Origin of the sequence: Pseudomonas fakonensis (assembly GCF_019139895.1) — a bacterium.
Classification (GTDB): domain Bacteria; phylum Pseudomonadota; class Gammaproteobacteria; order Pseudomonadales; family Pseudomonadaceae; genus Aquipseudomonas; species Aquipseudomonas fakonensis.
Genome location: NZ_CP077076.1, coordinates 891654 through 915414, shown reverse-complemented (window position 1 = coordinate 915414; position 23761 = coordinate 891654). Strand labels below are relative to the sequence as shown.

25 protein-coding genes and 3 tRNA genes are annotated in these 23761 nt (G+C 64.7%); 10 read left to right on the top strand and 18 right to left on the bottom strand.

Annotated features, from left to right (window positions below; all coding sequences use genetic code 11):
• Positions 1-2: 2 nt before the first annotated feature.
• Genes KSS94_RS04155 through yacG form a run of 3 tightly spaced genes read left to right on the top strand, consistent with a single transcriptional unit; the run spans position 3 to position 1689 of the window.
• Positions 3-869, top strand: coding sequence for a prepilin peptidase (locus tag KSS94_RS04155; RefSeq protein WP_217841782.1), 867 nt, complete (start codon positions 3-5; stop codon positions 867-869).
• Positions 869-1492, top strand: coding sequence for a dephospho-CoA kinase (coaE, locus tag KSS94_RS04150; RefSeq protein ID WP_217841781.1), 624 nt, complete (start codon positions 869-871; stop codon positions 1490-1492). Before KSS94_RS04155 ends, coaE begins: the two co-directional genes overlap by 1 nt.
• A complete protein-coding gene (gene yacG, locus KSS94_RS04145; protein ID WP_217841780.1) occupies positions 1489-1689 on the top strand; it encodes a DNA gyrase inhibitor YacG in 201 nt (66 codons plus the stop codon). Before coaE ends, yacG begins: the two co-directional genes overlap by 4 nt.
• Positions 1690-2109: 420 nt before the next feature.
• Here the strand turns inward: yacG and KSS94_RS04140 are convergent, their stop codons facing one another.
• Positions 2110-2793 (bottom strand): energy-coupling factor ABC transporter permease, encoded by a 684-nt coding sequence (locus tag KSS94_RS04140; RefSeq protein ID WP_217841779.1) that lies wholly within the window; start codon positions 2791-2793, stop codon positions 2110-2112.
• Positions 2794-2911: 118 nt separating this feature from the next.
• Between KSS94_RS04140 and KSS94_RS04135 the strand changes: the two genes are divergently transcribed.
• The 3 genes from KSS94_RS04135 to KSS94_RS04125 all read left to right on the top strand — a co-directional run bounded on the left by KSS94_RS04135 (position 2912) and on the right by KSS94_RS04125 (position 5227).
• Positions 2912-3541 (top strand): DUF1780 domain-containing protein, encoded by a 630-nt coding sequence (locus KSS94_RS04135; RefSeq protein ID WP_217841778.1) that lies wholly within the window; start codon positions 2912-2914, stop codon positions 3539-3541.
• 132 nt (positions 3542-3673) lie between these two features.
• Entirely contained in the window at positions 3674-3847 is a 174-nt protein-coding gene (locus KSS94_RS04130; protein WP_217841777.1) for a DUF3094 family protein, read from the top strand.
• 84 nt (positions 3848-3931) lie between these two features.
• On the top strand, positions 3932-5227 hold the full coding sequence (locus KSS94_RS04125; RefSeq protein WP_217841776.1) for an NAD(P)/FAD-dependent oxidoreductase: 1296 nt from the start codon (positions 3932-3934) through the stop codon (positions 5225-5227).
• Positions 5228-5467: 240 nt separating this feature from the next.
• Here the strand turns inward: KSS94_RS04125 and KSS94_RS04120 are convergent.
• The 6 genes from KSS94_RS04120 to rluD all read right to left on the bottom strand — a co-directional run bounded on the left by KSS94_RS04120 (position 5468) and on the right by rluD (position 10575).
• Positions 5468-5543 (bottom strand) — tRNA-Lys (locus KSS94_RS04120).
• Positions 5544-5549: 6 nt separating this feature from the next.
• Positions 5550-5626: transfer RNA gene (locus KSS94_RS04115), tRNA-Pro, on the bottom strand.
• Between the two features lie 4 nt (positions 5627-5630).
• A tRNA-Asn gene (locus KSS94_RS04110) sits at positions 5631-5706 on the bottom strand.
• A gap of 365 nt (positions 5707-6071) precedes the next feature.
• Positions 6072-8636 carry an ATP-dependent chaperone ClpB gene (gene clpB, locus KSS94_RS04105; RefSeq protein ID WP_217841775.1) on the bottom strand — a complete coding sequence of 855 codons (2565 nt, stop codon included), beginning with the start codon at positions 8634-8636 and terminating at the stop codon, positions 6072-6074.
• A 239-nt stretch (positions 8637-8875) separates the two neighbouring features.
• Complete coding sequence (gene pgeF, locus KSS94_RS04100) at positions 8876-9616, bottom strand: peptidoglycan editing factor PgeF (protein ID WP_217841774.1); 741 nt, start codon at positions 9614-9616, stop codon at positions 8876-8878.
• Positions 9613-10575 carry a 23S rRNA pseudouridine(1911/1915/1917) synthase RluD gene (rluD, locus tag KSS94_RS04095; RefSeq protein ID WP_217841773.1) on the bottom strand — a complete coding sequence of 321 codons (963 nt, stop codon included), beginning with the start codon at positions 10573-10575 and terminating at the stop codon, positions 9613-9615. The genes pgeF and rluD overlap by 4 nt, the downstream gene beginning before the upstream one ends.
• A gap of 149 nt (positions 10576-10724) precedes the next feature.
• On the opposite strand from rluD, the gene KSS94_RS04090 reads away from it, so the two are divergent.
• Together KSS94_RS04090 and KSS94_RS04085 are read left to right on the top strand one after the other, a co-directional pair.
• On the top strand, positions 10725-11744 hold the full coding sequence (locus tag KSS94_RS04090; protein ID WP_217841772.1) for an outer membrane protein assembly factor BamD: 1020 nt from the start codon (positions 10725-10727) through the stop codon (positions 11742-11744).
• A gap of 94 nt (positions 11745-11838) precedes the next feature.
• On the top strand, positions 11839-12063 hold the full coding sequence (locus KSS94_RS04085) for a PP0621 family protein (RefSeq protein WP_217841771.1): 225 nt from the start codon (positions 11839-11841) through the stop codon (positions 12061-12063).
• Positions 12064-12164: 101 nt separating this feature from the next.
• Here the strand turns inward: KSS94_RS04085 and thiO are convergent, their stop codons facing one another.
• From thiO to pilV, 5 genes are read right to left on the bottom strand one after another with little or no spacing between them, the layout of a single operon-like run.
• Entirely contained in the window at positions 12165-13262 is a 1098-nt protein-coding gene (gene thiO, locus KSS94_RS04080) for a glycine oxidase ThiO (RefSeq protein ID WP_217841770.1), read from the bottom strand.
• A gap of 53 nt (positions 13263-13315) precedes the next feature.
• Positions 13316-13714: a type IV pilin protein gene (locus KSS94_RS04075; RefSeq protein WP_217841769.1), complete on the bottom strand. Its 399-nt coding sequence runs from the start codon at positions 13712-13714 to the stop codon at positions 13316-13318.
• A gap of 1 nt (position 13715) precedes the next feature.
• Positions 13716-14186: a hypothetical protein gene (locus KSS94_RS04070; protein WP_217841768.1), complete on the bottom strand. Its 471-nt coding sequence runs from the start codon at positions 14184-14186 to the stop codon at positions 13716-13718.
• Positions 14183-14830 carry a PilW family protein gene (locus KSS94_RS04065; protein WP_217841767.1) on the bottom strand — a complete coding sequence of 216 codons (648 nt, stop codon included), beginning with the start codon at positions 14828-14830 and terminating at the stop codon, positions 14183-14185. The genes KSS94_RS04070 and KSS94_RS04065 overlap by 4 nt, the downstream gene beginning before the upstream one ends.
• Positions 14827-15174: a type IV pilus modification protein PilV gene (gene pilV, locus KSS94_RS27190; protein ID WP_225935838.1), complete on the bottom strand. Its 348-nt coding sequence runs from the start codon at positions 15172-15174 to the stop codon at positions 14827-14829. Before pilV ends, KSS94_RS04065 begins: the two co-directional genes overlap by 4 nt.
• Before the next feature lie 138 nt (positions 15175-15312).
• Here pilV and KSS94_RS04055 point away from each other — a divergent pair, with 138 nt between their 5' ends.
• Positions 15313-15762 carry a GspH/FimT family protein gene (locus KSS94_RS04055; RefSeq protein ID WP_437179990.1) on the top strand — a complete coding sequence of 150 codons (450 nt, stop codon included), beginning with the start codon at positions 15313-15315 and terminating at the stop codon, positions 15760-15762.
• Here KSS94_RS04055 and ispH read toward each other — a convergent pair whose 3' ends face one another.
• From ispH to murJ, 6 genes are all read right to left on the bottom strand, one after another.
• A complete protein-coding gene (gene ispH, locus KSS94_RS04050; protein WP_217841765.1) occupies positions 15763-16710 on the bottom strand; it encodes a 4-hydroxy-3-methylbut-2-enyl diphosphate reductase in 948 nt (315 codons plus the stop codon).
• Between the two features lie 14 nt (positions 16711-16724).
• Complete coding sequence (gene fkpB, locus KSS94_RS04045) at positions 16725-17162, bottom strand: FKBP-type peptidyl-prolyl cis-trans isomerase (protein WP_217841764.1); 438 nt, start codon at positions 17160-17162, stop codon at positions 16725-16727.
• A complete protein-coding gene (lspA, locus tag KSS94_RS04040; RefSeq protein ID WP_217841763.1) occupies positions 17155-17667 on the bottom strand; it encodes a signal peptidase II in 513 nt (170 codons plus the stop codon). Before lspA ends, fkpB begins: the two co-directional genes overlap by 8 nt.
• Complete coding sequence (gene ileS, locus KSS94_RS04035; RefSeq protein ID WP_217841762.1) at positions 17660-20491, bottom strand: isoleucine--tRNA ligase; 2832 nt, start codon at positions 20489-20491, stop codon at positions 17660-17662. Before ileS ends, lspA begins: the two co-directional genes overlap by 8 nt.
• On the bottom strand, positions 20488-21438 hold the full coding sequence (gene ribF / locus KSS94_RS04030) for a bifunctional riboflavin kinase/FAD synthetase (RefSeq protein WP_217841761.1): 951 nt from the start codon (positions 21436-21438) through the stop codon (positions 20488-20490). The genes ileS and ribF overlap by 4 nt, the downstream gene beginning before the upstream one ends.
• 118 nt (positions 21439-21556) lie before the next feature.
• Positions 21557-23095 carry a murein biosynthesis integral membrane protein MurJ gene (gene murJ / locus KSS94_RS04025; RefSeq protein ID WP_217841760.1) on the bottom strand — a complete coding sequence of 513 codons (1539 nt, stop codon included), beginning with the start codon at positions 23093-23095 and terminating at the stop codon, positions 21557-21559.
• A 250-nt stretch (positions 23096-23345) separates the two neighbouring features.
• On the opposite strand from murJ, the gene rpsT reads away from it, so the two are divergent.
• Positions 23346-23624, top strand: a complete 279-nt coding sequence (gene rpsT, locus KSS94_RS04020; RefSeq protein WP_003247625.1) for a 30S ribosomal protein S20 — start codon at positions 23346-23348, stop codon at positions 23622-23624.
• The last annotated feature ends 137 nt before the right edge of the window (positions 23625-23761 follow it).

Genomic DNA, 23761 nt, shown 5'->3' with positions numbered 1-23761 from the left:
ACATGAATGCCTGGACCGTTATCGTCGACCATCCACCCTTCTTCTATTGCCTGGCCGCGCTGCTGGGGTTGCTGGTGGGCAGCTTCATCAATGTGCTGGCGTACCGCTTGCCGGTGATGCTCGAGCGCCAGTGGCAGCGCGAGGCGCAACAGGTGCTGGGGCTGCCGGAAACGGTGCACGAGCGCTTCGACCTGTGCCTGCCGGCCTCGCGCTGCCCGCACTGCCAGCACCGTATTCGGGCGTGGGAGAACATTCCGGTAGTGAGCTACCTGGCGCTGCGCGGGCGTTGCTCGGCGTGCAAGGGGCGCATTGGCGTGCGCTACCCGCTGGTGGAGCTGGGCAGCGCGTTGCTGTCGTTGCTGGTGGCCTGGCATTTCGGGCCGGGGCTGGCGGCGGTGCTGGTGATGCTGCTGAGCTGGGGTTTGTTGGCGCTTAGCCTGATCGATGCCGACCACCAACTGTTGCCGGATGTACTGGTGCTGCCGTTGCTGTGGCTGGGGCTGGTGGTGAATGCCTTTGGCCTGCTGGTGCCACTTGGCGATGCGCTGTGGGGCGCGGTGGCGGGTTACCTGAGCCTGTGGTCGGTGTACTGGGTGTTCCGCCTGCTGACCGGCAAGGAGGGCATGGGCTTTGGCGACTTCAAGTTGCTGGCGATGCTTGGAGCCTGGGGCGGCTGGCAGATTTTGCCGGTAACGCTGATGGGCGCGTCGATTGCCGGGGCGCTGATCGGGCTGGTGTTGCTGCGCCTGCAACGCGCGCAGCGGGGTACGCCGCTGCCTTTTGGGCCTTACCTGGCAATTGCGGGGTGGATCGCATTGCTCTGGGGTGATGAAATAGTCGCCTCTTACCTGCTACTACTTGGCCCCTGATGAGCACAGCGCCCTTCACCCCCTGGATTCTTGGCCTGACCGGCGGCATTGGCAGCGGCAAAAGCGCCGCCGCCGAGCGTTTCGTCGAGCTGGGCGTGCACCTGGTCGATGCCGACCAGGCGGCGCGCTGGGTTGTCGAGCCGGGCCGTCCTGCCCTGGCCAGCATCGTCGAGCGCTTTGGCCCCGGCGTGTTGCTGGCGGACGGGCAACTGAACCGCGCTGCCTTGCGCCAACTGATTTTTACCGACCCTACCCAGCGCCAGTGGCTGGAGCAGTTGCTGCACCCGCTGATCGGCCAGGAGATTTTCAGCTACCTGGCCAAGGCCGAGACGCCCTATGCGGTGTATGTGTCGCCGCTGCTGATCGAGTCTGGGCAGTACCGCAAGACCCAGCGCATTCTGGTGATCGATGCGCCAACCGAATTGCAGCTGCAGCGCACCTTGGCGCGCGACAACACCAGCCCCGAGCAGGTGCAGGCGATTCTCAAGGCCCAGCTGGCCCGGGAAGAGCGCCTGCGCCATGCCGATGACGTGGTGGTCAATGACCGTGACCTGCAAGCCTTGCATGACCAGATTGACCGCCTGCACCACTTTTACCTGACTTTGCGAGGAGGCCAGCCATGAGCCAGCCAATGACCGTTGAATGCCCGACCTGCGGGGCGCCTGTGGAATGGGGGGACAAAAGCCCGTTTCGGCCGTTTTGTTCAGACCGCTGCAAGCTGATCGACCTGGGGGCCTGGGCGGCGGAGGAACACAAGATCGCAGGGTCGCAGGAGTCTGAGGATGAGCTGTATTCAGGGGAGCTTGAGCCTCGGCACTGAGGGTTTGCCTGGTTGAATACCATCGCGGGGCAAGCCCGCTCCCACGCTGCCCGGTGATGTTGAGTTGGGGCGTGGGGGCGGGTTTGCCCCGCGGTGTTTTTGGGCCTGGGGGGTTGGCAGCGCAGTACCTGTGGGAGCGGGCTTGTCGGGGTGCCGAACCACCGCGAAGCAGGCGCCGCGGTGGATGGCACCGGCTTTGCCGGTGATCGCCGGCAAGCCGGCTCCTACAGGTACAGCAAATGCCTGAAGGCGGCCTTGTGTAGTGATGGGCTGCGCAGCAGCCCCGGCAATCGTGCAGGGTGCCAAGATCCCGGGGCCGCTACGCGCCCCAATCGCGACACAAGGCCGCTTCCCACAGGGACCGCACCAGCTTTTAGAAATTGAGCAAGACAGTTGCTCCCACCTATTTACGTTCCCGACTCAGCGCCCGTCTTCCTTCCACGGCGCCTGCAGGTAGCGGGTGCGGTTGAAGGTTTCCAGCCATTCGGGGCAGAACACCACCAGGGCGCTGATCACCGTGCCGTTGATGAACGCCTCGGGGAACATCATCAGCCACAGGTAACCGATGAAGTCGCTCAGCCACTCGGGCAGGGCGAACAGGCCGTCCAGCCAGAGCAGGCCGAGGGCGGCGAGCACGCAGAGGACCACGGTGAGGGCGGCGGGGAAGAAGCCGCAGCAGAAGATATACACGAACAGGTTGCGTGGCTGGGCGCGCTCCACCAGCAGCGCGCAAGCCTCGGTGATCAGCACCGGCAGGCCAATGATCAACAGGCCGTTGACGCCCAGGGCGGCGAGGTCCTGGCGGCCAAGCAGCAACAGCCCGAGCTGGGCAAGAAAACCACCCAGAATGGCCAACGGCCAATCCAGCAACAGGGTGACGGCGGTCATGCCGAGAAAGTGGTAGGACACCCCGGTGTCGAAGTCGCGGCGCACCAGCCACAGCGCGAACAAGCCGAACACGGTGCCGAACAGCAGGTGCTGACGGCGGCTGTCGCTGACCAGCTCGACCCAGCGGGTGCGGCTGGCGGCCCAGGCCAGCAAGGGCAGGTAACCGAGCCAGCCGAGGGTGAGGCTGGTGCTGGACAATACCTGTGCGCTGATCACCTGGTGAATACCCCTGGCTGCCTTGTGGACAAGCCTGAGTCTACACCCATTCCCTGTCGCTGATTCCTACGCACAAACAGCATCTTACCGTCATGGATTAGCGACTAAGCTTGAACCCATGGACGACTCAGACTACTTGCGCCTGCTTACCATCCAGGCCGAACAAGCCAATGCATTCCTGTCCAATGCGCGCAAATGGGAGCGCGAGCGTTGGGTCTGCCAGCGCCTGCTGCAAGGGCTTAACATTCCCTACCGCAGCGACGACTTCACCCCGGCCGGGCAAGAGCCGCCGGATGTGCTGTTTCGCGATGCGGCGTTCGAGGTGTTCTTTGTGCTGGACGAGGGCCGCCGGCTCAACGACGAGTGGCGCGAAGAGCTGCAGCGCCGGCGCAGCGCGTTTTCCCTGAGCCAGCTGGTGCGCCGCGAGGCGCGGCCGCGGCGGATCAGCGCCCAGGAGTTGCTGGGGCGCCTGGCGCCGACCTTGCGCAAGAAGGCGCACAACTATCGCGAACGCGGGCTGGACCTGGGCGAGCTGGACATCATCGCCTTCGCCAGCCTCAAGCGTGAGGTGCTCGACCTCAACAGCCACTTCCCGCCGCCCACCGAATACCTGCGCCAGGGCTGGCGCTCGTTGTCGTTGGTGGGGCCGACCTTCGCCCGGGTGCTGTTCGCCCACCCGGATGCGCCGGACTTTCTGCGCGGCAACCTGGGGCGCAGCATCGTGTTCGATGTGGGCATCAGTCTTTGATCCACTGCCGAGTGTGTTTGCGATGGCGTACACTCGGCGCCAGAGATAGAAAGCATTATCATTTGTTTCAAGTGCTTGCGTGAACGCTGTGGCGTGCACGCAGTCTCAAACGTCTACCTGACGAGGCCCACCATGACCAGCCGCCTGAGCCCTGAAGATCAGCGTCGCGTCGATGAGTACCTGAGTGCCCCCCAGCATCGTGTCGAGCGCAGGCCCTTCCGGCCTTGGCTGCTCCTGTTGCTGGTGGTGGCCGTGACCATCGGGTTGGGCCTGTTGAGCCGTTTGCTGAGTGGGTTGGTGCTATGAGCTGCCTTGCGCTCGCCCTCCCCTCGTGCCGTGCGCGGCCGGGCCTTGTGCCCACGAATTCCGTAAAACTTGTGAGATATCCCCATGACTCATCGCATCGTGATTGTCGGCGGCGGCGCCGGCGGCCTGGAACTGGCGACCCGCCTGGGTAAAACCCTGGGCAAGCGCAAGCAGGCCGAGATCACCCTGGTCGACGCCAACCTGACGCACATCTGGAAGCCGCTGCTGCACGAAGTGGCTGCCGGCTCGTTGAACTCCTCGGAAGACGAACTGAACTACGTGGCCCAGGCCAAGTGGAACCACTTCAACTTCCAGCTGGGCCGCATGAGTGGCCTGGACCGTGAAGGCAAGCAGATCCAGCTGGCCGCCACCCTCGATGAAGAGGGCCGCGAGCTGCTGCCTGCGCGCACCCTGGGCTATGACAGCCTGGTGATTGCGGTGGGTAGCAACACCAACGACTTCGGCACCTTGGGCGCAGCGCAGCACTGTATCTTCCTCGACAGCCGCAAACAGGCCGAGCGCTTCCACCAGCAGCTGCTCAACCACTACCTGCGCGCCCATGCCGGTGCGCCGGAAAGCGGCAAGATCAGCGTGGCCATCGTCGGCGCCGGCGCCACTGGCGTGGAGCTGGCGGCCGAGCTGCATAATGCGGCCCACGAGCTGGCGGCCTATGGCCTGGACCGTATCCAGCCCAAAGACATGCACATCACCCTGATCGAGGCGGGCCCGCGGGTACTGCCAGCGCTGCCGGAGCGCATCAGCGTGCCGGTGCACAAGACCCTGGAAAAGCTGGGCGTGACGGTAATGACCAACGCGGCGGTCAGCGAAGTGACCGAGGATGGCCTGAAAACCGCCGGCGGCGAAGTCATCCAGGCGAGCCTGAAGGTGTGGGCGGCGGGCATTCGTGCGCCGGGCTTCCTGAAGGACATCGACGGGCTGGAAACCAACCGCATCAACCAACTGGTGGTGCGCCCTACCCTGCAGACCACCCTGGACGACAATATCTTCGCCTTCGGCGACTGCGCTGCCTGCCCGCAGCCGGGTAGCGACCGCAACGTACCGCCGCGCGCCCAGGCCGCGCACCAGCAGGCTTCGCTGCTGGTTAAGGGGCTCAAGGCGCGCCTGGAAGGCAAGCCGCTGCCGAGCTTCGAGTACAAGGACTACGGCTCGCTGGTGTCGCTGTCGCGGTTCTCGGCGGTGGGCAACCTGATGGGTAACCTGATGGGCAGCGTGAAGCTGGAAGGCTGGCTGGCGCGGATGTTCTACGTGTCGCTGTACCGCATGCACCAGATGGCGCTGTATGGCGTGTTCCGCACGGCGATGCTGATGCTGGGCAGCAAGATTGGCCGCGGCACCGAGCCGCGCCTGAAACTGCACTGAGGCTGATGCGCCCCCTGTAGGAGCCGGCTTGCCGGCGATGGGGCCAGCAGCGCCAGCACATACCTACAAATGAAAAAGGGCATCCCGGTTGGGGTGCCCTTTTTTTGTTGTGCATTGCCTGGGCGGGCCCTATCGCCGGCAAGCCGGCTCCTACAGGGGGCGGGGGTGGCCCGCGAATAGGGCTTGGATAAAACGCAGGCAAAAGAAAAAGGGCATCTCATTCGAGATGCCCTTTTTACATGGTGGGTCGTGTAGGATTCGAACCTACGACCAATTGGTTAAAAGCCAACTGCTCTACCAACTGAGCTAACGACCCGGAAAATGGTCGGGGTGAGGGGATTCGAACTCCTGACATCCTGCTCCCAAAGCAGGCGCGCTACCGGACTGCGCTACACCCCGAGATTGGCTCCGCGACCTGGACTCGAACCAGGGACCCAATGATTAACAGTCATTTGCTCTACCGACTGAGCTATCGCGGAACTGAACTTCGGTACAACCTTTACAGCTTCGAAGTCTGTGTTAGCTTCGAACTCTTTAGCGTTGTCGCTGCTGAGGCCGGCTATTCTACATTCTTCGTTTTGCTTGTCAACCACTTTTTTTCACTCAACTTACTGATTTGTAAGTTGTTTTGCGGTCACCGATGTTGCTGGTGATTCGCTTAGTGCCTGACAGCGGGGCGAATATTAGGGGCACTCTGAGTTTTGTGCAAGCATTTTTTTCAAAATTTTCAGCGAGTTATGGCTGACGCTGGAAAACCAGGGGTTTGAGGGCCCTATCGCCGGCAAGCCGGCTCCTACAGGGAAGGCGTATCCCCTGCAGGAGCCGGCTTGCCGGCGATGCTTTTTCAGGCGAAGACGATCTCGTCCCCTTGCACTTGTGCAGTGATCGCCGCACCAGGCACGAACTGGCCGCCGAGGATCAGCTGCGCCAGCGGGTTCTCGATCCAGCGCTGGATGGCACGCTTCAGAGGGCGTGCGCCATACACCGGGTCGTAACCGACGGCGATCAGCTTGTCCAAGGCCTCCGGGCTCAGGCTCAGCGACAGCTCGCGCTCGGCCAGGCGGCTGCGCAGGCGGCCAAGCTGGATCTCGGTGATGCCGGCAATCTGCTCGCGGCCCAGGGGCTCGAACACCACTACCTCGTCGATACGGTTGATGAACTCGGGGCGGAAGTGCGAGCCCACGGCGTCCATCACCGCCGCACGTTGCGCCTCGCGGTCACCGACCAGTTCCTGGATTTGTGCCGAGCCCAGGTTGGAGGTCATCACGATGACGGTGTTGCGAAAGTCCACGGTGCGGCCATGGCTGTCGGTCAGGCGGCCATCTTCAAGCACCTGCAGCAGCACGTTGAACACATCCGGGTGGGCTTTTTCCACTTCGTCCAGCAGCACCACCGAGTACGGCTTGCGGCGCACGGCTTCGGTCAGGTAGCCGCCCTCTTCATAGCCGACATAGCCTGGCGGGGCGCCGATCAGCCGGGCCACGGAGTGTTTCTCCATGAACTCGGACATGTCGATGCGCACCATGGCCTCTTCGGTGTCGAAAAGGAACTCGGCCAGCGCCTTGCACAGCTCGGTCTTACCCACGCCGGTCGGGCCGAGGAACAGGAACGAGCCGCTCGGGCGGTTGGGGTCGGACAGCCCGGCGCGGGAGCGGCGCACGGCGTTGGCCACGGCAGTGACTGCTTCGTCCTGGCCGATCACGCGCTGGTGCAGCAGGCCTTCCATCTTCAACAGCTTCTCGCGCTCGCCTTCGAGCATTTTCGACACCGGGATGCCGGTCCACTTGGACACCACTTCGGCGATTTCTTCCTCGGTGACCTTGTTGCGCAGCAGCTGGTTCTCGCTCTTGCCGTGCTGGTCGACCATCTGCAGGCTGCGTTCCAGGTCCGGGATGACCCCGTACTGCAGCTCGGCCATGCGGCTGAGGTCGCCTTTGCGGCGGGCGGCTTCAAGCTCCTGGCGGGCTTGCTCGATCTTTTGCTGGATCTGCGCCGAACCTTGTACCTCGGCCTTTTCCGAGGCCCAGATTTCTTCGAGGTCAGCGTATTCGCGCTCGAGGCGCTCGATTTCTTCGGTCAGCTTTTCCAGGCGCTTTTTGGCCGCTTCGTCTTCTTCTTTCTTCAGCGCCTGGGATTCCACTTTCAGCTGGATCAGGCGACGGTCGAGGCGGTCGAGCACTTCGGGCTTGGAGTCGATCTCCATGCGGATACGGCTGGCCGCTTCGTCGATCAGGTCGATGGCCTTGTCCGGCAACTGGCGGTCAGTGATGTAGCGGTGGCTGAGCTTGGCGGCGGCAATAATGGCGCCGTCGGTGATAGCCACCTTGTGGTGCACTTCATAGCGCTCTTTCAGGCCGCGCAGGATGGCGATGGTGTCTTCTTCGCTCGGCTCTTCTACCAGTACCTTCTGGAAACGGCGCTCGAGGGCGGCGTCCTTTTCGATGAACTGGCGGTATTCGTTCAGCGTGGTGGCGCCGACGCAGTGCAGTTCGCCACGGGCCAGGGCCGGCTTGAGCATGTTGCCGGCGTCCATGGCGCCCTCGCCTTTGCCGGCGCCGACCATGGTGTGCAGCTCGTCGATGAACAGGATGATCTGGCCTTCCTGCTTGGACAGCTCGTTAAGCAGGCCTTTGAGGCGCTCTTCGAACTCGCCGCGGTACTTGGCACCGGCGATCAGCGCGCCCATGTCCAGCGCCAGCAAGCGCTTGCCTTTGAGGCCATCGGGCACTTCGCCGTTGATGATGCGCTGGGCCAGGCCTTCGGCGATGGCGGTTTTACCGACGCCGGGCTCACCGATCAGTACCGGGTTGTTCTTGGTGCGGCGCTGCAGCACCTGCACGGTGCGGCGGATTTCGTCGTCGCGGCCGATCACCGGGTCCAGCTTGCCTTCTTCGGCGCGCTTGGTCAGGTCGACGGTGTACTTGTCCAGGGCCTGGCGCGACTCTTCGGCGTTGGCGTCATTCACCGCCGCGCCGCCGCGCAGGTTGTTGATGGCGTTTTCCAGGGCCTTCTTGCTCACGCCCTGGCCAAGCAGCAGCTTGCCGACCTTGCTGTTCTCGTCCATGGCGGCGAGCAGCACCAGTTCGCTGGAGATGAACTGGTCGCCCTTCTGCTGGGCCAGGCGGTCGGCCTGGTTGAGCAGGCGCGCCAGGTCCTGGGACATGTTGACGTCGCCGGTGGGGTTCTGGATTTTCGGCAACTGGTCGAGCTCTTTGCTCAACGCCTTGCGCAGGCTGTTGATGTCGAAACCCACCTGCATCAGCAGCGGCTTGATCGAGCCGCCCTGCTGCTCGATCAGCGCCTGCAGCAGGTGCAGGGGCTCGATGGCCGGGTGGTCCATGCCAACGGCAAGGGATTGGGAGTCGGATAACGCCAGTTGCAGCTTGCTGGTCAGTCGGTCTATTCGCATGGGGATACCTTCCTTTAAAGGGCAGGCGGAGCGATGGACAGCACCTTTGTGAAGAACCTGCCTGAGATGACCAATAGATAAGGCTGATTCTGGAAGATTCAAGCGTAGCGGGGTTGACGAGGGTCAGCCTGGAGGATCGGCGGCGGGGCATTCGCGGGTATACCCACAGCAAGCGCATGCCCCTCAGACCTGCACCCTACCTATAGGAGCCGGCTTGCCGGCGATGAGGCCGCAACAGGCTAGCGCGTACTCAGCCAGACCAGCGAGGCGAAGCGCCCGCCCTGGGGCGTACGCCGGTAGGAGAAGAAGCGCGGGTCGCTGACGGTGCACAAGCCGCCGCCGTAGACGGCGGTGACGCCGCAGGCTGCCAGGCGGATGCGCGCCAGCTGGTAGATGTCGGCCAGCAGCTTGCCCGGGCGCTCGCCCGGCACGAACGCATCGACAGCCTCGGGGTGCAGGGCGGTAAAGGCATCGCGCACCTCCATGCCCACTTCGAACGCCTGCGGGCCGATGGCCGGGCCCAGCCACACCAGCACCTCTTCAGGCGGCAGGGCCAAACGCTCGAGGGTGGCTTCCAGCACGCCACCGGCCAGCCCGCGCCAGCCGGCGTGAGCAGCCGCCACACGGGTGCCGGCGCGGTCGCAGAACAGCGCGGGCAGGCAGTCGGCGGTCATGGCGGTGCAAGCGATGCCGGGCTGGTCGGTCCAGCTGGCGTCGGCCTCGGCGACCACGGCGGGGTTGGCGTCTGCCACAACCACGCCGTGCACCTGCTTGAGCCAGGCGGGCTGGATGTCGAATTCGTCGCTCAAGCGGCGACGGTTCTCGGCGACCGCCAGCGGGTCGTCGCCCACATGGTCACCGAGGTTGAAGGTATCAAAGGGCGCCAGGCTGACGCCGCCGGCGCGGGTGGTGACGCAGGCGCGGACCGAGGCCGGGGCGGGCCAGTCGGGGAACAGCAGCGCCGGCGCCAGCTCACTCATCCGATGAAGCTCTCGCGGTCCTGGTCGAGCAGCGACAGCAGCCACTGGAAGTCGTCCGGCAATTCGGACTTCCACTCCATGCGCTCGCCGGTGGTCGGGTGGTCCAGTGCCAGGAAGCGTGCGTGCAGGGCCTGACGCGGGAAGTTTTTCACCGCCTCGACCATGGCCACGCTGGCGGCCGGTGGGATGCGGAAGCGGGTGCCGTAGGTTTGGTCGCCGACCAGCGGGTAGCCGACATGGGCCATGTGCACGCGGATCTGGTGGGTGCGGCCGGTTTCCAGCTTGACCCGCACATGTGTGTGCGAGCGGAAGCGCTTGAGCACGCGGTAGTGGCTGACCGCAGGCTTGCCGCCGTCGGTCACTGCCATGCGCTGGCGCTCACCGCCGTGGCGGCCGATCGGGGCGTCGATCTTGCCGCCGGCGATCACCACACCCACCACGATGCATTCATAGATACGGCTGACCGAGCGCTTTTGCAGCTGGTCGACCAGGTTGGTCTGCGCCTGCAAGGTCTTGGCCACCACCATCAGGCCGGTGGTGTCCTTGTCGAGGCGGTGCACAATGCCGGCACGCGGCACGTTGACGATGTCCGGCACGTGGTGCAGCAAGGCGTTGAGCAGGGTGCCGTCGGGGTGACCAGCGGCCGGGTGCACCACAAGCCCAGCAGGCTTGTTGATCACCAGGATCTGGTCGTCCTCATAGACGATGTCCAGCTCGATGTCCTGAGCCACCCATTCGCCCTGGGCTTCCTGCTCGGCTTCAAGGGCCAGGACAGAGCCGCTGTGGACGATATCGCGCGGCCGCAGTACCGCGCCATCGACGGTCAGGCGGCCATCTTTGATCCACGAGGACAGGCGCGAACGCGAGTACTCGTCGAACAGTTGGGCGGCGACCTGGTCGAGGCGTTGGCCGCCCAGTTCGGACGGGACCTCTGCGCTAAGTTGAATGATCTCGGACATGCTCGAATCGACGGGCGTTCAGCCTTTGGTTTCGGCTGCGCGCTTGTGGTTAAATACGGCTTCTTTTGCCCCGGGGTTTGGCCGGGGGCGCTCATCATAACAGGACGGCACCGCCCAAGACAGCGGCCGTCAAAGGGACGCAAGCCGCCATGCAAGTGAAACACCTGCTGCTGATCGCCATCCTCGGGCTCACCGCTGCCTGTTCCTCGAACAAGGAAGTCATTGACGAGAACCTCAGTGAGGCTGAGCTGTACCAGCAGGCGCAGGCCGACCTGGACAGCCACAGCTACACCAGCGCCGTGAACAAGCTCAAGGCCCTGGAGTCGCGCTACCCGTTCGGCCGTTACGCCGACCAGGCCCAGCTCGAGCTGATTTACGCCAACTACAAGAACACCGAGCCAGAAGCAGCCAAGTCGGCCGCCGAACGCTTCATCCGCCTGCACCCGCAGCACCCGAACGTCGACTACGCCTACTACCTGAAAGGCCTGACCTCGTTCGACCAGGACCGTGGCCTGGTGGCGCGCTTCCTGCCGCTGGACATGACCAAGCGTGACCCGGGTGCCGCGCGCGACTCGTACAACGAGTTCGCCCAGCTGACCAGCCGCTTCCCCAACAGCCGCTACGCCCCGGACGCCAAGCAGCGCATGATCTACCTGCGCAACCTGCTGGCCTCCTACGAAATCCACGTGGCCAACTACTACCTCAGCCGCGAGGCTTATGTAGCTGCCGCCAACCGTGGCCGCTACGTGGTGGAAAACTTCCAGGAAACCCCGTCGGTGGGTGACGGCCTGGCGGTGATGGTCGAGGCGTACCAGCGCATGCACCTGGACGAGCTGGCCGCCACCAGCCTTGAGACGCTCAAGCTCAACTACCCGGACCACCCGAGCCTGGTCGACGGCCAGTTCGTCGCCAAGGAAGACGAAAACGGCAACCGCTCGTGGTTGTCCAAGGCCACCCTGGGCCTGATCGAGACTGACACTCCGCTGCCGCCGGGTGAAACCCGCGCCAACCAGGACGTGGTGCGCCAGTTCCAGGACGCCCGCGCCGAGATGCCGCAGGAGCTGCTGCCCAAGGACGAGAACGGCGACCCGATCCTGCCGGAAGGCCCGAAAGAAGCCGAGAAGGACCGTTCGTGGTTCAGCTACATGACCTTTGGTCTGTTCGACTGATACGCCGGTACATGAGAAAGGGAGGCCTCGGGCCTCCCTTTTTTTATGCCTGCGTCCTAGACTGTCGGCTTCTTTTATCGACAAGCTGGACACCATGGTTCGCCTACTCTTCTGGATCGCCCTGATCGCTGCCGCCTTCTGGCTGTGGCGCAAGTTCAAGACCAGCCAGCAATCGCCTGCCGAGCCGCGGCTCGAAGACCCGCTGCGCATGGTGCGCTGCGCCCATTGCGGGGTGCACCTGCCCAATGACCGTGCGTTGCAACGCGGCAGCGAGTGGTATTGCAGCCAGCAGCATCTGGAGCAGGGGCCGGGGCGCTGAAGCGGGATTTTTTAGTGCCGGTCAGGGCCCTATCGCCGGCAAGCCGGCTCCTACAGGGATTGCGTAACCTGTAGGAGCCGGCTTGCCGGCGATGAGGCCGCTCAGCCCAGCCGCCCGGCCGGGGCGTAGGGCGCGGGGTCGATGATCGGCGGGCGCGCCAGCAGCAGGTCGGCGAGCAACTGGCACGAGGCCGGCGCCAGCACCAGGCCGTTGCGGTAATGGCCGCAGTTCAGCCACAGGCCAGGGTGGCCTGGTACTTCGCCGATATACGGGATGCCTTCGGGTGAACCCGGGCGCAAGCCGGCCCAGTGCCCCACCACTTCGGCGCCTGCCAACGCTGGCAGCAGGTCGATGGCCGAGGCCTTGAGGCTGGCCAACGCATCCTCGGTCGGGGTCTTGTCGTAGCCGGCGTGTTCCAGCGTGCTGCCCACCAGAATATGCCCGTCGCGCCGCGGAATCGCATAGCGCCCCTTGGCCAGCACCATGCTCGGCAAGAAGTCCTCGGCGCACTTGAACAGGATCATCTGGCCCTTCACCGGCTCCACCGGCACATTCAAGCCAAGGGTCTGCAGCAGGTCGCCACTCCAGGCGCCAGCGCTGAGCACCACCTGGTCGGCAGCCAATACGCCGGTTTCGGTCTGCACGCCGGTAATGCGCCCGCCTTCCTCAACGAAACCACTGATCTGGCAATGCTCGCGCAGGGTGACGTTGGGCAGCGCCAGCAGCGCGGCTTTGAGCGACTTGACCAGGCGCGGGTTGCGCACGTTGGCGACACCGGCCATGTACACCGCATGCCGGTAGCCTGGGCCAAGCACAGGCACCGCATCGTAGACGACCGAGATATCCACGGCGCTCAGCGGGCGCTGCTCGCGGGCAGCCCAGGCCAGGGCCTCGGCTTGGTCGTCGAGGTCCAGCCAGTACAGCCCGGTGGTATGCACCTCGGGGTCGAGCCCGGTGCTGGCGAACAGGCGCTCGCCCAACTGCGGGTAGAAGTCCTGGGACCAGTGCGCCAAGGCGGTCACGGCCGGGCTGTAACGCCACGGGTACAACGGCGAGACGATGCCGCCGCCAGCCCAGGACGACTCGCGCCCCACCTCGCCCTGGTCGCAGACCACCACCTGGTCGACCTCGGCGGCCAGGTTGAAGGCGCTCAGCAGGCCGATGACTCCGCCGCCGACAATCACTACTTGCTTGCTCATCGCTAGATCCAACACCTGAAGTAATTCCACGGTGCACGGGCACCTCTTGACCTTCAGCTCCCCCAGCACTGCGTGACGCTTTCGCTGGCGCCCGGGTTGCCGCGCACGCCAGCCTGGTCGAGCTGGAAGTCGCCGCACGGGTCAAACGCCATGGACGTGCCCGGCATGCGCTGGGCCAGCAGGGTGAAACCGTGCTGATCGCGTTGGGCCTGCAAGCGGTAGTGGCGGCTGCCCGTGGGCAGGGGTGTCACCAGCGAGTCGTTGTCGGCATAGCTGCCAACGCGGGCGTGGTGGCGCTCCAGGCGCAGGGCCGCGTCGTGCAGCAGACCGACCACTTCGCTGCGTGCGGCGCGCCGCAGGGCGTCGCTGTAACTGGGGTAGGCAATGGCTGCCAGCATGCCGATCAGCGCCACGACAATCAATGTTTCAATCAGGTTGAACCCTTGCTGCATGTCAGCCCTCCTGCAATCGCTGGCGCCAACTGACCCGACGCAGGGTGGCGGAGGCATCCAGCGCGTATACCGCCTCCAGCACCTGGCGCGCGCGTGCTTCGTTGCTGATGGCGGTCACCCGCACCAAGGTCACAGGCTCACCGGGCGGCAGGCCGACTGCACGGGTGGTGCTGCCCAGGTGTTGCAGGAAGACAAAGCCGCTGGCGGTTTGCTGCCAGGGCGGTACCGGCGCCTGGGGGGGAATTGCCGGTGGCAGGCAACTGACGCACGGCGGCGGCAGTGCACCGGGCAACAGCGCCGCACCTTCGAGCAACCCGGCCTCGGCCTGCTCGAACGCCCGGGCCACCGCCAACTGCTCGCCCGCCAGCCGCTGTCGGGCCTGCGCCTCGTGCAGCACCTGGGCTGCCAGCAGCCCCAGCAGCAGGCTCAGGCCCAGCGCCATCAGCAGCACCACCCCGCGCTGGCGGCTCATGCCTCACCTGCCGGGTTGCGCAGCGCCACGCTGATGCGGTGCTGTTGTTCGAGCTGATGCCTTGGGTCGTACAGGGTGAGCTGTATGTCCAGGCGCTCGCCCTCCTCGGCTTCGACCCGGGTCACCTGCAACGCCTTCACGTTGTCGATCAGGCTGGCGTTCTGGCTGCGGGTGATCAGGCTCAGGCTGCCGTTGCGCAGCTGGTAGCTGAGCCGGCGTACCGGCAGGGCGAACAGGTTTTCCCCCGGCACATGCTGGCCGCCCTGCACCCTGGCCCAACTTTGACAATCGGTGAGCACGGTCCAGTCCGGAGTGCCGGACAACCCCGGCAGGGCAGCCCCGACCAGGGTCAGGCTGCTCTGGCCGATGGTGATTGGCTGGGCGAACGCCTTGGCAGTGTCGGGGCTGTCGAAATCCGAGCCCACCAGCTGTAGGCAGCCGAACATGCCGGCCATGCGCACATCCTCGGCAATACGTTGCAGGGCCAGACGGGCATCGTCTTGCAAGCGCGCGGAAGCGCCCTGCTGGACCCAGGCCTGGTGAGCCGAGATGAACACGCGACTGGCTCCGGTCAACAGCAACGCAGCCAAGGCCAGCGCCAGCAGGGTTTCGATCAGGCCGAGCCCGGTTTGCCGGCGCTTCATGGCAACACCTTGCCTTGCAGGCGCAACTGCTGGGCCTCGGGCCAATGCAATTCCAACTGCAGGGTCTGCCCTTCGGGGCTGGTACGCACGCTGGCCGATGTGCCCAGGGTCGTGGCCACCTGCTCGCGCCAGCGCGCCTCGTCGGCCACCGACAGGCGCCCGGCTGCCCTCACCTGCTCCAGCATGCCTTGGGCCAGTTGCAGCGCCTGGCCTTCGCGCCGGGCGCTGTCGAAGCCCTGCACACCACGCATCTGCATGGCTGCGGCCGTCACCAGCCCCAAACCCAGCACCGCCATTGCCACCAGCACTTCCAGCAACGCTACACCACCTTCCTTTGCCTGCATCGCTCCCCTCCTGGGAAATTTCCCCTGCTGTTCGCCGACCCAGCCGACTGGCCGGCGCGCGCACCGACCGCGACACTTCAGCGAAGCACTTCCAGGGAGGAATGCACGGTGAGGCAACAAGGAGTAACACTGATACAAATGATGTTCGCGCTGGCCGCAGCCGGCCTTCTGACACAACTGGGGGTTACGGCCTACAGCAGGATGAGCGAAGACCTGCACCAGACAGCCGTGGCCCGGGCGCTGGCCCAGACCCTGCGCGAGGCGCGCAACCAGGCGGCGCTGCGCCACCGGGCGGTATTGGTGCAGCCGCTACAGGGGGATTGGGGCAAGGGTTGGCAAATGACGCTGGAGCACAACGGCCAGTTGCTTGGGGAGTATCAGCCGCCAAGGCCGACGCGGATCGTGGCCAGTGACGCCAGGGTGGTGAGGTTCAGCGCACGGGGGGCGCCGCTGGGGATGGGGTTTGGCGGCATCACGCTGCTCATCTGCCAGCGCGTACCGCCGCTCAGCCTGCAGCAGGTGGTGCTGAGCCCGAGCGGGCGGGTGAGCCTGCGCAACGAGGAAGATGCCCGTTGCGCAGGGGGCTGATCAGATCAGCGAGCGTACCCGCAGCTCTTTGGGCATGGAGAAGGTGATGTTCTCCTCGCGCCCGTCCAGCTCTTCGGCGCCGGTGGCGCCCCAGGCCTTGAGCTGCTCGATCACGCCACGCACCAGCACCTCGGGGGCCGAGGCGCCGGCGGTGATGCCGATACGCTGGGCGCCATCAAACCAGGCGCGTTGCAGGTCTTCGGCGCCGTCGATCAGGTAGGCCGGGGTGCTCATGCGCTCGGCCAGCTCACGCAGGCGGTTGGAGTTGGAGCTGTTGGGGCTGCCGACCACCAGTACCACGTCGCACTCGTCGGCCAGTTGCTTGACCGCGTCCTGGCGGTTTTGCGTGGCATAGCAGATGTCGTCCTTGCGCGGGCCGCCGATGTTGGGGAAGCGCGCGCGCAGGGCATCGATGACCCGGCTGGTGTCGTCCATCGACAGCGTGGTCTGGGTGACGAAGGCCAGGTGGTCTGGGTCGTTCACCTGCAACTGGGCGACGTCTTCCTCGTCTTCGACGAGGTAGATGGCGCCGCCGTTGCTGGCGTCGTACTGGCCCATGGTGCCTTCGACTTCCGGGTGCCCTTCGTGGCCGATGAGAATGGTCTCACGGCCGTCGCGGCTGTATTTGGCAACCTCGATGTGCACCTTGGTCACCAGCGGGCAGGTGGCGTCGAAGACCTTCAGGCCCCGGCCGGCGGCTTCCTGGCGCACGGCTTGCGACACGCCGTGGGCACTGAAGATGACGATGACGTCATCCGGCACCTGGTCCAGCTCTTCGACGAAGATCGCGCCGCGGTTGCGCAGGTCTTCGACCACGAACTTGTTGTGCACCACTTCGTGACGCACGTAGATCGGCGGGCCGAAAACCTCGAGCGCACGGTTGACGATCTCGATCGCCCGGTCGACCCCGGCGCAGAAGCCGCGCGGGTTGGCGAGTTTGATTTGCATGCTCGGCTCCAGGCTCACACGGCCTTCACGTCGAGGATTTCCACCTCGAAGCTCAAGGTCTTGCCCGCCAGCGGATGGTTGAAGTCGATGGTCACCTGGTGGTCATCGAAATCTTTGACCACACCGGGCAGTTCGGTGTTGGCGGCATCGTTGAAAATCACCAGCAGCCCGTCGGACAGCTCCATGCCTTCGAACTGCGAGCGCGGCATTACCTGCACGTTCTGCGGGTTGTGCTGGCCGAAGGCGCTTTCCGGGGCCAGGCTCAGGGTGCGCTTGTCGCCGGCCTTGAAGCCGAACAGCGCGGCCTCGAAGCCGGGCAGCAGGTTGCCGTCGCCAACCTTGAACACGGCCGGGGCCTTGTCGAAGGTGCTGTCGACGGTGTCGCCGTTTTCCAGGTGCAGCGCGAAGTGCAGGGTGACTTCGGTGTTCTGGCCGATACGGGTCTCAGTCATGGACAGGCTCCTCGGACTTCTTGCTCTTGAACATATCCAGCGCCAGCATCACCGCACCGACGGTGATGGCGCTGTCGGCCACGTTGAAGGCCGGGAAATAATGGCGGTTTTGCCAGTGCACCAGGATGAAGTCGACCACGTGGCCCAGCACGACGCGGTCGTACAGGTTGCCCAGCGCGCCGCCCAGTACCAGGGCCAGCGCCACGGCCAGCCAGGTTTCGTTGCGGCCCAGGCGCTTGAGCCAGACCACCAGCACGGCACTGACCACGATGGCGATCAGGGCGAACAGCCAGCGCTGCCAGCCGGAGCTTTCGGCGAGGAAGCTGAACGCGGCGCCGGTGTTGTAGGCCAGGGTCCAGCTGAAGTAGTCGGGGATGACCACGATCTGCTGGTACAGGCTCAGCGCGCCCTCGAAGTAGACCTTGGTGGCCTGGTCGAGGACCAGCACCACCAGGCTCAGCCAGAGCCAGGCAAGGCGCCCGAAGCGCCCAGCTGCGTTAGGCATAGTGGCGCACCTCGCCGCTGCCGCTCAGGTTGTCGACGCAACGGCTGCAGATTTCCGGGTGCTCCGGGTGGCTGCCGACGTCGGCGCGGAAGTGCCAGCAGCGGCCGCACTTGGCGTGGCCGGACTTGACGATCTTCAGCTTCAGGCCTTCGACTTCGGTGGCAACGGCATCGGCCGGCGCCTGGGCGAACGGCACTACGCTTGCAGCCGAGGTGATCAGCACGAAGCGCAGCTCGTCGCCGAGTTTATTCAGGTCGGCGGTCAGGCCGTCCTCGGCGAACAGGGTGACTTCGGCCTGCAGGTTGCCGCCGATCACCTTGGCGCTGCGCTGGTTTTCCAGCTCCTTGTTGACCGCGGCCTTGACGGCCATGACACGATCCCAGTAAGCGCGGTCCAGCTCGGTGCCTTCGGGCAGCTCGCTCAGGCCCTGGTACCAGCCGTTGAGCATCACCGACTCGTTGCGTTCGCCCGGCAGGTACTGCCAGATTTCATCGGCGGTGAACGCCAGGATTGGCGCGATCCAGCGCACCAGGGCCTCGCTGATGTGGTACAGCGCGGTCTGGCAGGAACGGCGGGCGACACTGTTGGCGCCGGTGGTGTACTGGCGGTCCTTGATGATGTCGAGGTAGAAACCGCCCAACTCTTGCACGCAGAAGTTGTGCACCTTGGAGTAGACGTTCCAGAAGCGGTATTCGCCGTAGTGCTCTTCGAGCTCGCGCTGCAGCAGCAGGGCGCGGTCTACCGCCCAGCGGTCCAGGGCGATCATGTCTTCCGGCGCCAGCAGGTCGCGGGCCGGGTCGAAGCCGGACAGGTTGGAGAGCAGGAAGCGCGCGGTGTTGCGGATACGCCGGTAGGCGTCGGCGCTGCGCTGCAGGATCTGCTCGGAAACCGCCATTTCGCCGGAGTAGTCGGTGGCCGCGACCCACAGGCGCAGGATGTCGGCGCCCAGGGTGTTGTTCACTTTCTCGGGCTCGATGGTATTACCCAACGACTTGGACATCTTGCGGCCGTTCTCGTCCACGGTGAAGCCGTGGGTGAGCAGCTCGCGGTACGGCGCGTGGCCGTCGATGGCGCAACCGGTCAGCAACGAAGAATGGAACCAGCCGCGGTGCTGGTCGGAACCTTCGAGATACAGGTCGGCGCGCGGGCCGGTGGCGTGGCCGATGTTGTGGGAGCCGCGCAGCACGTGCCAGTGGGTGGTGCCGGAGTCGAACCACACGTCGAGGGTGTCGCTGATCTTGTCGTACTGGCCGGCTTCAGCGCCCAGCAGTTCGGCGGCGTCGAGCTTGAACCAGGCTTCGATGCCCTCTTTTTCGACGCGCTTGGCCACTTCTTCCATCAGCTCGACGGTGCGCGGGTGCAGCTCGCCGGTTTGCTTGTCGAGGAAGAACGGGATCGGTACGCCCCAGTTGCGCTGACGCGAAATGCACCAGTCCGGGCGGTTGGCGATCATCGAGTGCAGGCGCGCCTGGCCCCAGGCCGGGACGAACTTGGTGTCTTCGATGGCTTTGAGCGCGCGCTCGCGCAGCGGCTCGCCGGTGCTCGGTTGCTTGTCCATGCCGACGAACCACTGCGCGGTGGCGCGGTAGATCAGCGGGGTCTTGTGGCGCCAGCAGTGCATGTAGCTGTGGCTGATGGTTTCGCTGTGCATCAGCGCGCCGACTTCGCTGAGCTTGTCGACGATGGCCGGGTTGGCCTTCCAGATGAACTGGCCGCCGAAGAACGGCAGCGACTCGACGTACACGCCGTTGCTCTGCACCGGGGTGAGGATGTCGTCGTTGACCATGCCGTAGCGCTTGCAGGTGACGAAGTCGTCTTCACCGTAGGCTGGCGCCGAGTGCACCACACCGGTACCGGCGCCCAGCTCGACGTAGTCGGCCAGGTACACCGGCGACAGGCGGTCGTAGAACGGGTGGCGGAAGTTGACCAGCTCCAGGGCAGAACCCTGGGCGGTGGCGATGACGCTACCTTCCAGCGCGTAGCGCTTCAGGCACGACTCGACCAGCTCCTGGGCCAGTACCAGCAGGCGCTCGCCGGTGTCGACCAGGGCGTAGGTGAACTCGGGGTGGATGTTCAGCGCCTGGTTGGCCGGGATGGTCCACGGGGTGGTGGTCCAGATCACGATGGCGGCGGGCTTGGCCAGCGAGGCCAGGCCGAAGGCGGCTGCGAGTTTGTCAGCATCGGCAACCGGGAAGGCGACGTCGATGGTCTGGGATTTCTTGTCGGCGTATTCGACTTCGGCTTCGGCCAGGGCCGAACCGCAATCGAAGCACCAGTTCACAGGCTTGAGGCCCTTGAACACGAAGCCTTGCTTGACCATTTCGGCCAGGGCACGGATTTCACCGGCCTCGTTGGCGAAGTCCATGGTCTTGTACGGGTTGGCCCAGTCACCCAGCACACCCAGGCGGATGAACTCGGTCTTCTGCCCTTCGATCTGCTCGGCGGCGTACTCGCGGCACAGCTCGCGGGTGCGGTCGGCGGTAAGGTGCTTGCCGTGGGTAACCTCGACCTTGTGCTCGATCGGCAGGCCGTGGCAGTCCCAGCCCGGGACATACGGCGCGTCGAAGCCGGAGAGGGTCTTCGAGCGGACGATCATGTCCTTCAGAATTTTGTTCAGCGCATGACCGATGTGGATCTTGCCGTTGGCATAGGGCGGGCCGTCGTGTAGGACGAACTTCGGACGGTCCTTGCCAATTTCGCGCAGCTTCTGGTACAGGCCAATGCTGTCCCAGCGCTGCAGGATCTGCGGTTCGCGCTGAGGCAGGCCGGCCTTCATGGGGAAGGCGGTGTCCGGAAGGTTTAGCGTGGCTTTGTAGTCGGTCATTTCAGGCTCTTGGTTAGCGGTTGAGCGTGCCAATGTGCACGTGCGGCGGCGATATCCGCATCGATCGCCGACTTCAGCGCCTCCAGGGAGGCGAATCGCTGCTCTTCACGCAGCTTGTGGTGGAACTCCACCGTGAGGCGCCGGCCATAAAGGTCGCCGGCAAAGTCCAGCAAGTGAATCTCGAGGTGCGGGCGGCCATCACCGGCAACGGTGGGACGCACGCCGATATTGCCGACACCCGGCCAGTGCTTGCCGTCGATCTCGATGCTGGCCAGGTAGACCCCGGACAGCGGCACGCGGCGGCGCTTGAGCTGGATGTTGGCGGTAGGAGTGCCGAGCTGGCGGGCCAGCTTCTGGCCGTGCAGCACGCGGCCAGTGATGCGGTACGGGCGGCCCAGCAGGTGTTCGGCGAGCTCGAAGTTGCCTGCGCTCAAGGCCTTGCGCACTTCGGTGCTGCTGACCCGCAGGCCGTCCTGGATCACCGTGTTGGCGGCTTCGACGCTGAAGCCGAACTGCTTGCCGGCTTGTACCAGGTAGTCGAAATCGCCGGCGCGGTCACAACCGAAGCGAAAATCATCGCCGACTTCGAGGTGGCGTACACCCAGGCCGTCGACCAGTACCGCCTTGACGAACTGTTCGGCGCTGAGGGTGCTCAGGCGCTGGTTGAACGACAGGCACAGCACCCGGTCGATGCCCTCGCCGGCCAGCAACTCGACCTTGTCGCGCAGGCGCGCCAGGCGGGCCGGGGCGGTATCGGGGGCGAAGTATTCGCGCGGCTGTGGCTCGAAGACCACCACGCAGGTGGGCAGGCCGAGTTCCTGGCCACGTTCACGCAGGCGCGCGAGTATCGCCTGGTGGCCACGGTGGACCCCGTCGAAGTTGCCAATGGTGGCGACACAGCCCCGGTGCTCGGGGCGCAGGTTGTGAAGACCTCGAACCAGCTGCATAACGCGCTTCTTGCTCATAAAGTGGCCGATTATAACCACACCCGGGCGCTGGCGACAGGCAGCAGCGCCACCGGCGGGCGTGGAAGCTGAAAAACCGACGCCTGGCCCAAGCCTGGCCTCAGTGCAACGCATTGCGGGCGAAATGCCGCGGGCGGAAACCGCACAGGTACAGGCAGCCGAAATAGGTGACCACGCCTGCACCGATCAAGGCGCCCAGGCGCAGGAAGCGCGCGAGCATGTTGCCCTGCTCCCAGGCCGGCATGTAATGCATGCCCAGCAACAGCACACCGGACATCAAGCCCACGGCCAGTAGCAGTTTTAGCAGAAACAGCAACCAGCCCGGCTGCGGCTGGAACAACTGCTGGCTGCGCAGCTTCCAGTACAGAAGGCCGGCGTTCAGGCAGGCGCCCAGGCTGATGGCCAGGGCCAGGCCAGCATGGGCCAGCGGGCCGATCAGGGCCAGGTTGAGCAGTTGCGTGCAAACCAGGGTGAACACGGCGATCTTCACTGGCGTGCGGATGTTCTGCTGGGCATAGAAGCCTGGGGCCAGCACCTTGACCAGAATGATCGCCAGCAGGCCCACCGAATAGGCAATCAACGCACGCTGGGTCATGGCGGCGTCGAGGGCGGTGAACTTGCCGTACTGGAACAGCGCCACGGTCAGCGGCTCGGCCAGGATCGCCATGGCCAGGGTGCAGGGCAGCACCAGCAGGAAGCACAGGCGCAGGCCCCAGTCGAGAATGCGCGAATACTCTTCGCGGTCCTTGTTGGCGTAGGTCTTGGCCAGGGTCGGCAGCAGGATGGTGCCCAGGGCCACGCCCAGCACGCCGGAGGGCAGCTCCATCAGGCGGTCGGCGTAGTACATCCAGGATACCGAGCCTGCCACCAGGAACGAGGCGAAGATGGTGTTGATGATCAGCGAGATCTGGCTCACCGACACACCAAGGATGGCCGGCAGCATCTGCTTGAGCACCCGCCATACGCCGGTATCACGCAGGTTCAGGCGTGGCAGCACGAGCATGCCGATCTTTTTCAGTGCCGGCAGCTGGTAGAGCAGCTGCGCCAGGCCACCGGCCAGCACGCCCCAGCCCAGGGCCATGATTGGCGGGTTGAAGTACGGGGTCAGCAGCACGGCGAAGGCGATCATCGCCACGTTGAGCAGCGTGGGGGTGAAAGCCGGTACGCTGAAGCGGTTCCAGGTATTGAGGATGGCGCCGGCCAGCGAAGACAGCGAGATCAGCAATATATAAGGAAAGGTCACCCGCAGCAGCGAGGTGGTCAGCGCGTATTTTTCGGCGCTGTCGACAAAGCCTGGCGCGGTGGCCCACACCACCCAGGGCGCGGCGAGGATGCCGATGACCGTCACCAGGGCCAGCACCAGGGTGAGCAGGCCGCTGATGTAGGCAATGAAGGTGCGGGTAGCCTCCTCGCCCTGCTGGGTCTTGTACTCGGCGAGAATCGGCACGAAGGCCTGGGAAAACGCCCCTTCGGCGAAGATGCGGCGCAGCAGGTTGGGCAGCTTGAAGGCGATGAAGAAGGCGTCGGTGGCGACGCCGGCGCCGAAAACCCGGGCCAGGATGGTGTCGCGGACGAAGCCGAGCACCCGGGAAACCATGGTGATGGAGCTGACTGCAGCCAGGGATTTGAGCAGGTTCATCGAAAAGTTTCACGCCAGGGGCAGAGGGCGCTGCCAGTCGGCGCCCGAATGTGCGATACTCCCGCGCCTTCGCAGGGGAGCCAAAAATTCCCGAGTTTACAGGTCACGTGGCAGAAAGGAATCTTTCAGCTGTTTGACACCACCACTCGGCGGAACCCTGCAGGTGGCCTTGACATCCGTTCGACTCATCGGCATGATTCGCGGCCTATTTTGTTTGCTATTTACCTAAAGTCTTTCGAGGAGCTCGACGGTGGCCAACACACCTTCCGCCAAGAAACGTGCAAAACAGGCTGAGAAGCGTCGCAGCCACAACGCCAGCCTGCGTTCCATGGTCCGCACCTACATCAAGAATGTAGTCAAAGCCATCGACGCAAAAGACGCCGAAAAAGCGCAAGCCGCTTACGTTCTGGCTGTACCAGTAATCGACCGTATGGCCGACAAAGGTATCATCCACAAGAACAAAGCTGCTCGCCACAAAGGCCGTCTGAATGGCCACATCAAGGCGCTGAAAGAAGCTGCAGCTGCCTAAGCGACGTTTTAGTCGAAAAAACCGGCCCTAGGGTCGGTTTTTTTATGCCTGACAGAAATGTCTGTTGAGGTTCGTGGGAGCGGGCTTGCCCCGCGATGAGGGCGGAACAGATCGCGGGGCAAACCCGCTCCCACGCA

Excerpts from the sequence above, each read along its gene's own strand:
- KSS94_RS04155 (WP_217841782.1), top strand. The coding sequence starts at position 3 with ATGAATGCCTGGACCGTTATCGTCGACCATCCACCCTTCTTCTATTGC.
- coaE (WP_217841781.1), top strand. The coding sequence starts at position 869 with ATGAGCACAGCGCCCTTCACCCCCTGGATTCTTGGCCTGACCGGCGGC.
- yacG (WP_217841780.1), top strand. The coding sequence starts at position 1,489 with ATGAGCCAGCCAATGACCGTTGAATGCCCGACCTGCGGGGCGCCTGTG.
- KSS94_RS04135 (WP_217841778.1), top strand. The coding sequence starts at position 2,912 with ATGGACGACTCAGACTACTTGCGCCTGCTTACCATCCAGGCCGAACAA.
- KSS94_RS04130 (WP_217841777.1), top strand. The coding sequence starts at position 3,674 with ATGACCAGCCGCCTGAGCCCTGAAGATCAGCGTCGCGTCGATGAGTAC.
- KSS94_RS04125 (WP_217841776.1), top strand. The coding sequence starts at position 3,932 with ATGACTCATCGCATCGTGATTGTCGGCGGCGGCGCCGGCGGCCTGGAA.
- clpB (WP_217841775.1), bottom strand. The coding sequence starts at position 8,636 with ATGCGAATAGACCGACTGACCAGCAAGCTGCAACTGGCGTTATCCGAC.
- pgeF (WP_217841774.1), bottom strand. The coding sequence starts at position 9,616 with ATGAGTGAGCTGGCGCCGGCGCTGCTGTTCCCCGACTGGCCCGCCCCG.
- rluD (WP_217841773.1), bottom strand. The coding sequence starts at position 10,575 with ATGTCCGAGATCATTCAACTTAGCGCAGAGGTCCCGTCCGAACTGGGC.
- KSS94_RS04090 (WP_217841772.1), top strand. The coding sequence starts at position 10,725 with ATGCAAGTGAAACACCTGCTGCTGATCGCCATCCTCGGGCTCACCGCT.
- KSS94_RS04085 (WP_217841771.1), top strand. The coding sequence starts at position 11,839 with ATGGTTCGCCTACTCTTCTGGATCGCCCTGATCGCTGCCGCCTTCTGG.
- thiO (WP_217841770.1), bottom strand. The coding sequence starts at position 13,262 with ATGAGCAAGCAAGTAGTGATTGTCGGCGGCGGAGTCATCGGCCTGCTG.
- KSS94_RS04075 (WP_217841769.1), bottom strand. The coding sequence starts at position 13,714 with ATGCAGCAAGGGTTCAACCTGATTGAAACATTGATTGTCGTGGCGCTG.
- KSS94_RS04070 (WP_217841768.1), bottom strand. The coding sequence starts at position 14,186 with ATGAGCCGCCAGCGCGGGGTGGTGCTGCTGATGGCGCTGGGCCTGAGC.
- KSS94_RS04065 (WP_217841767.1), bottom strand. The coding sequence starts at position 14,830 with ATGAAGCGCCGGCAAACCGGGCTCGGCCTGATCGAAACCCTGCTGGCG.
- pilV (WP_225935838.1), bottom strand. The coding sequence starts at position 15,174 with ATGCAGGCAAAGGAAGGTGGTGTAGCGTTGCTGGAAGTGCTGGTGGCA.
- KSS94_RS04055 (WP_437179990.1), top strand. The coding sequence starts at position 15,313 with ATGATGTTCGCGCTGGCCGCAGCCGGCCTTCTGACACAACTGGGGGTT.
- ispH (WP_217841765.1), bottom strand. The coding sequence starts at position 16,710 with ATGCAAATCAAACTCGCCAACCCGCGCGGCTTCTGCGCCGGGGTCGAC.
- fkpB (WP_217841764.1), bottom strand. The coding sequence starts at position 17,162 with ATGACTGAGACCCGTATCGGCCAGAACACCGAAGTCACCCTGCACTTC.
- lspA (WP_217841763.1), bottom strand. The coding sequence starts at position 17,667 with ATGCCTAACGCAGCTGGGCGCTTCGGGCGCCTTGCCTGGCTCTGGCTG.
- ileS (WP_217841762.1), bottom strand. The coding sequence starts at position 20,491 with ATGACCGACTACAAAGCCACGCTAAACCTTCCGGACACCGCCTTCCCC.
- ribF (WP_217841761.1), bottom strand. The coding sequence starts at position 21,438 with ATGCAGCTGGTTCGAGGTCTTCACAACCTGCGCCCCGAGCACCGGGGC.
- murJ (WP_217841760.1), bottom strand. The coding sequence starts at position 23,095 with ATGAACCTGCTCAAATCCCTGGCTGCAGTCAGCTCCATCACCATGGTT.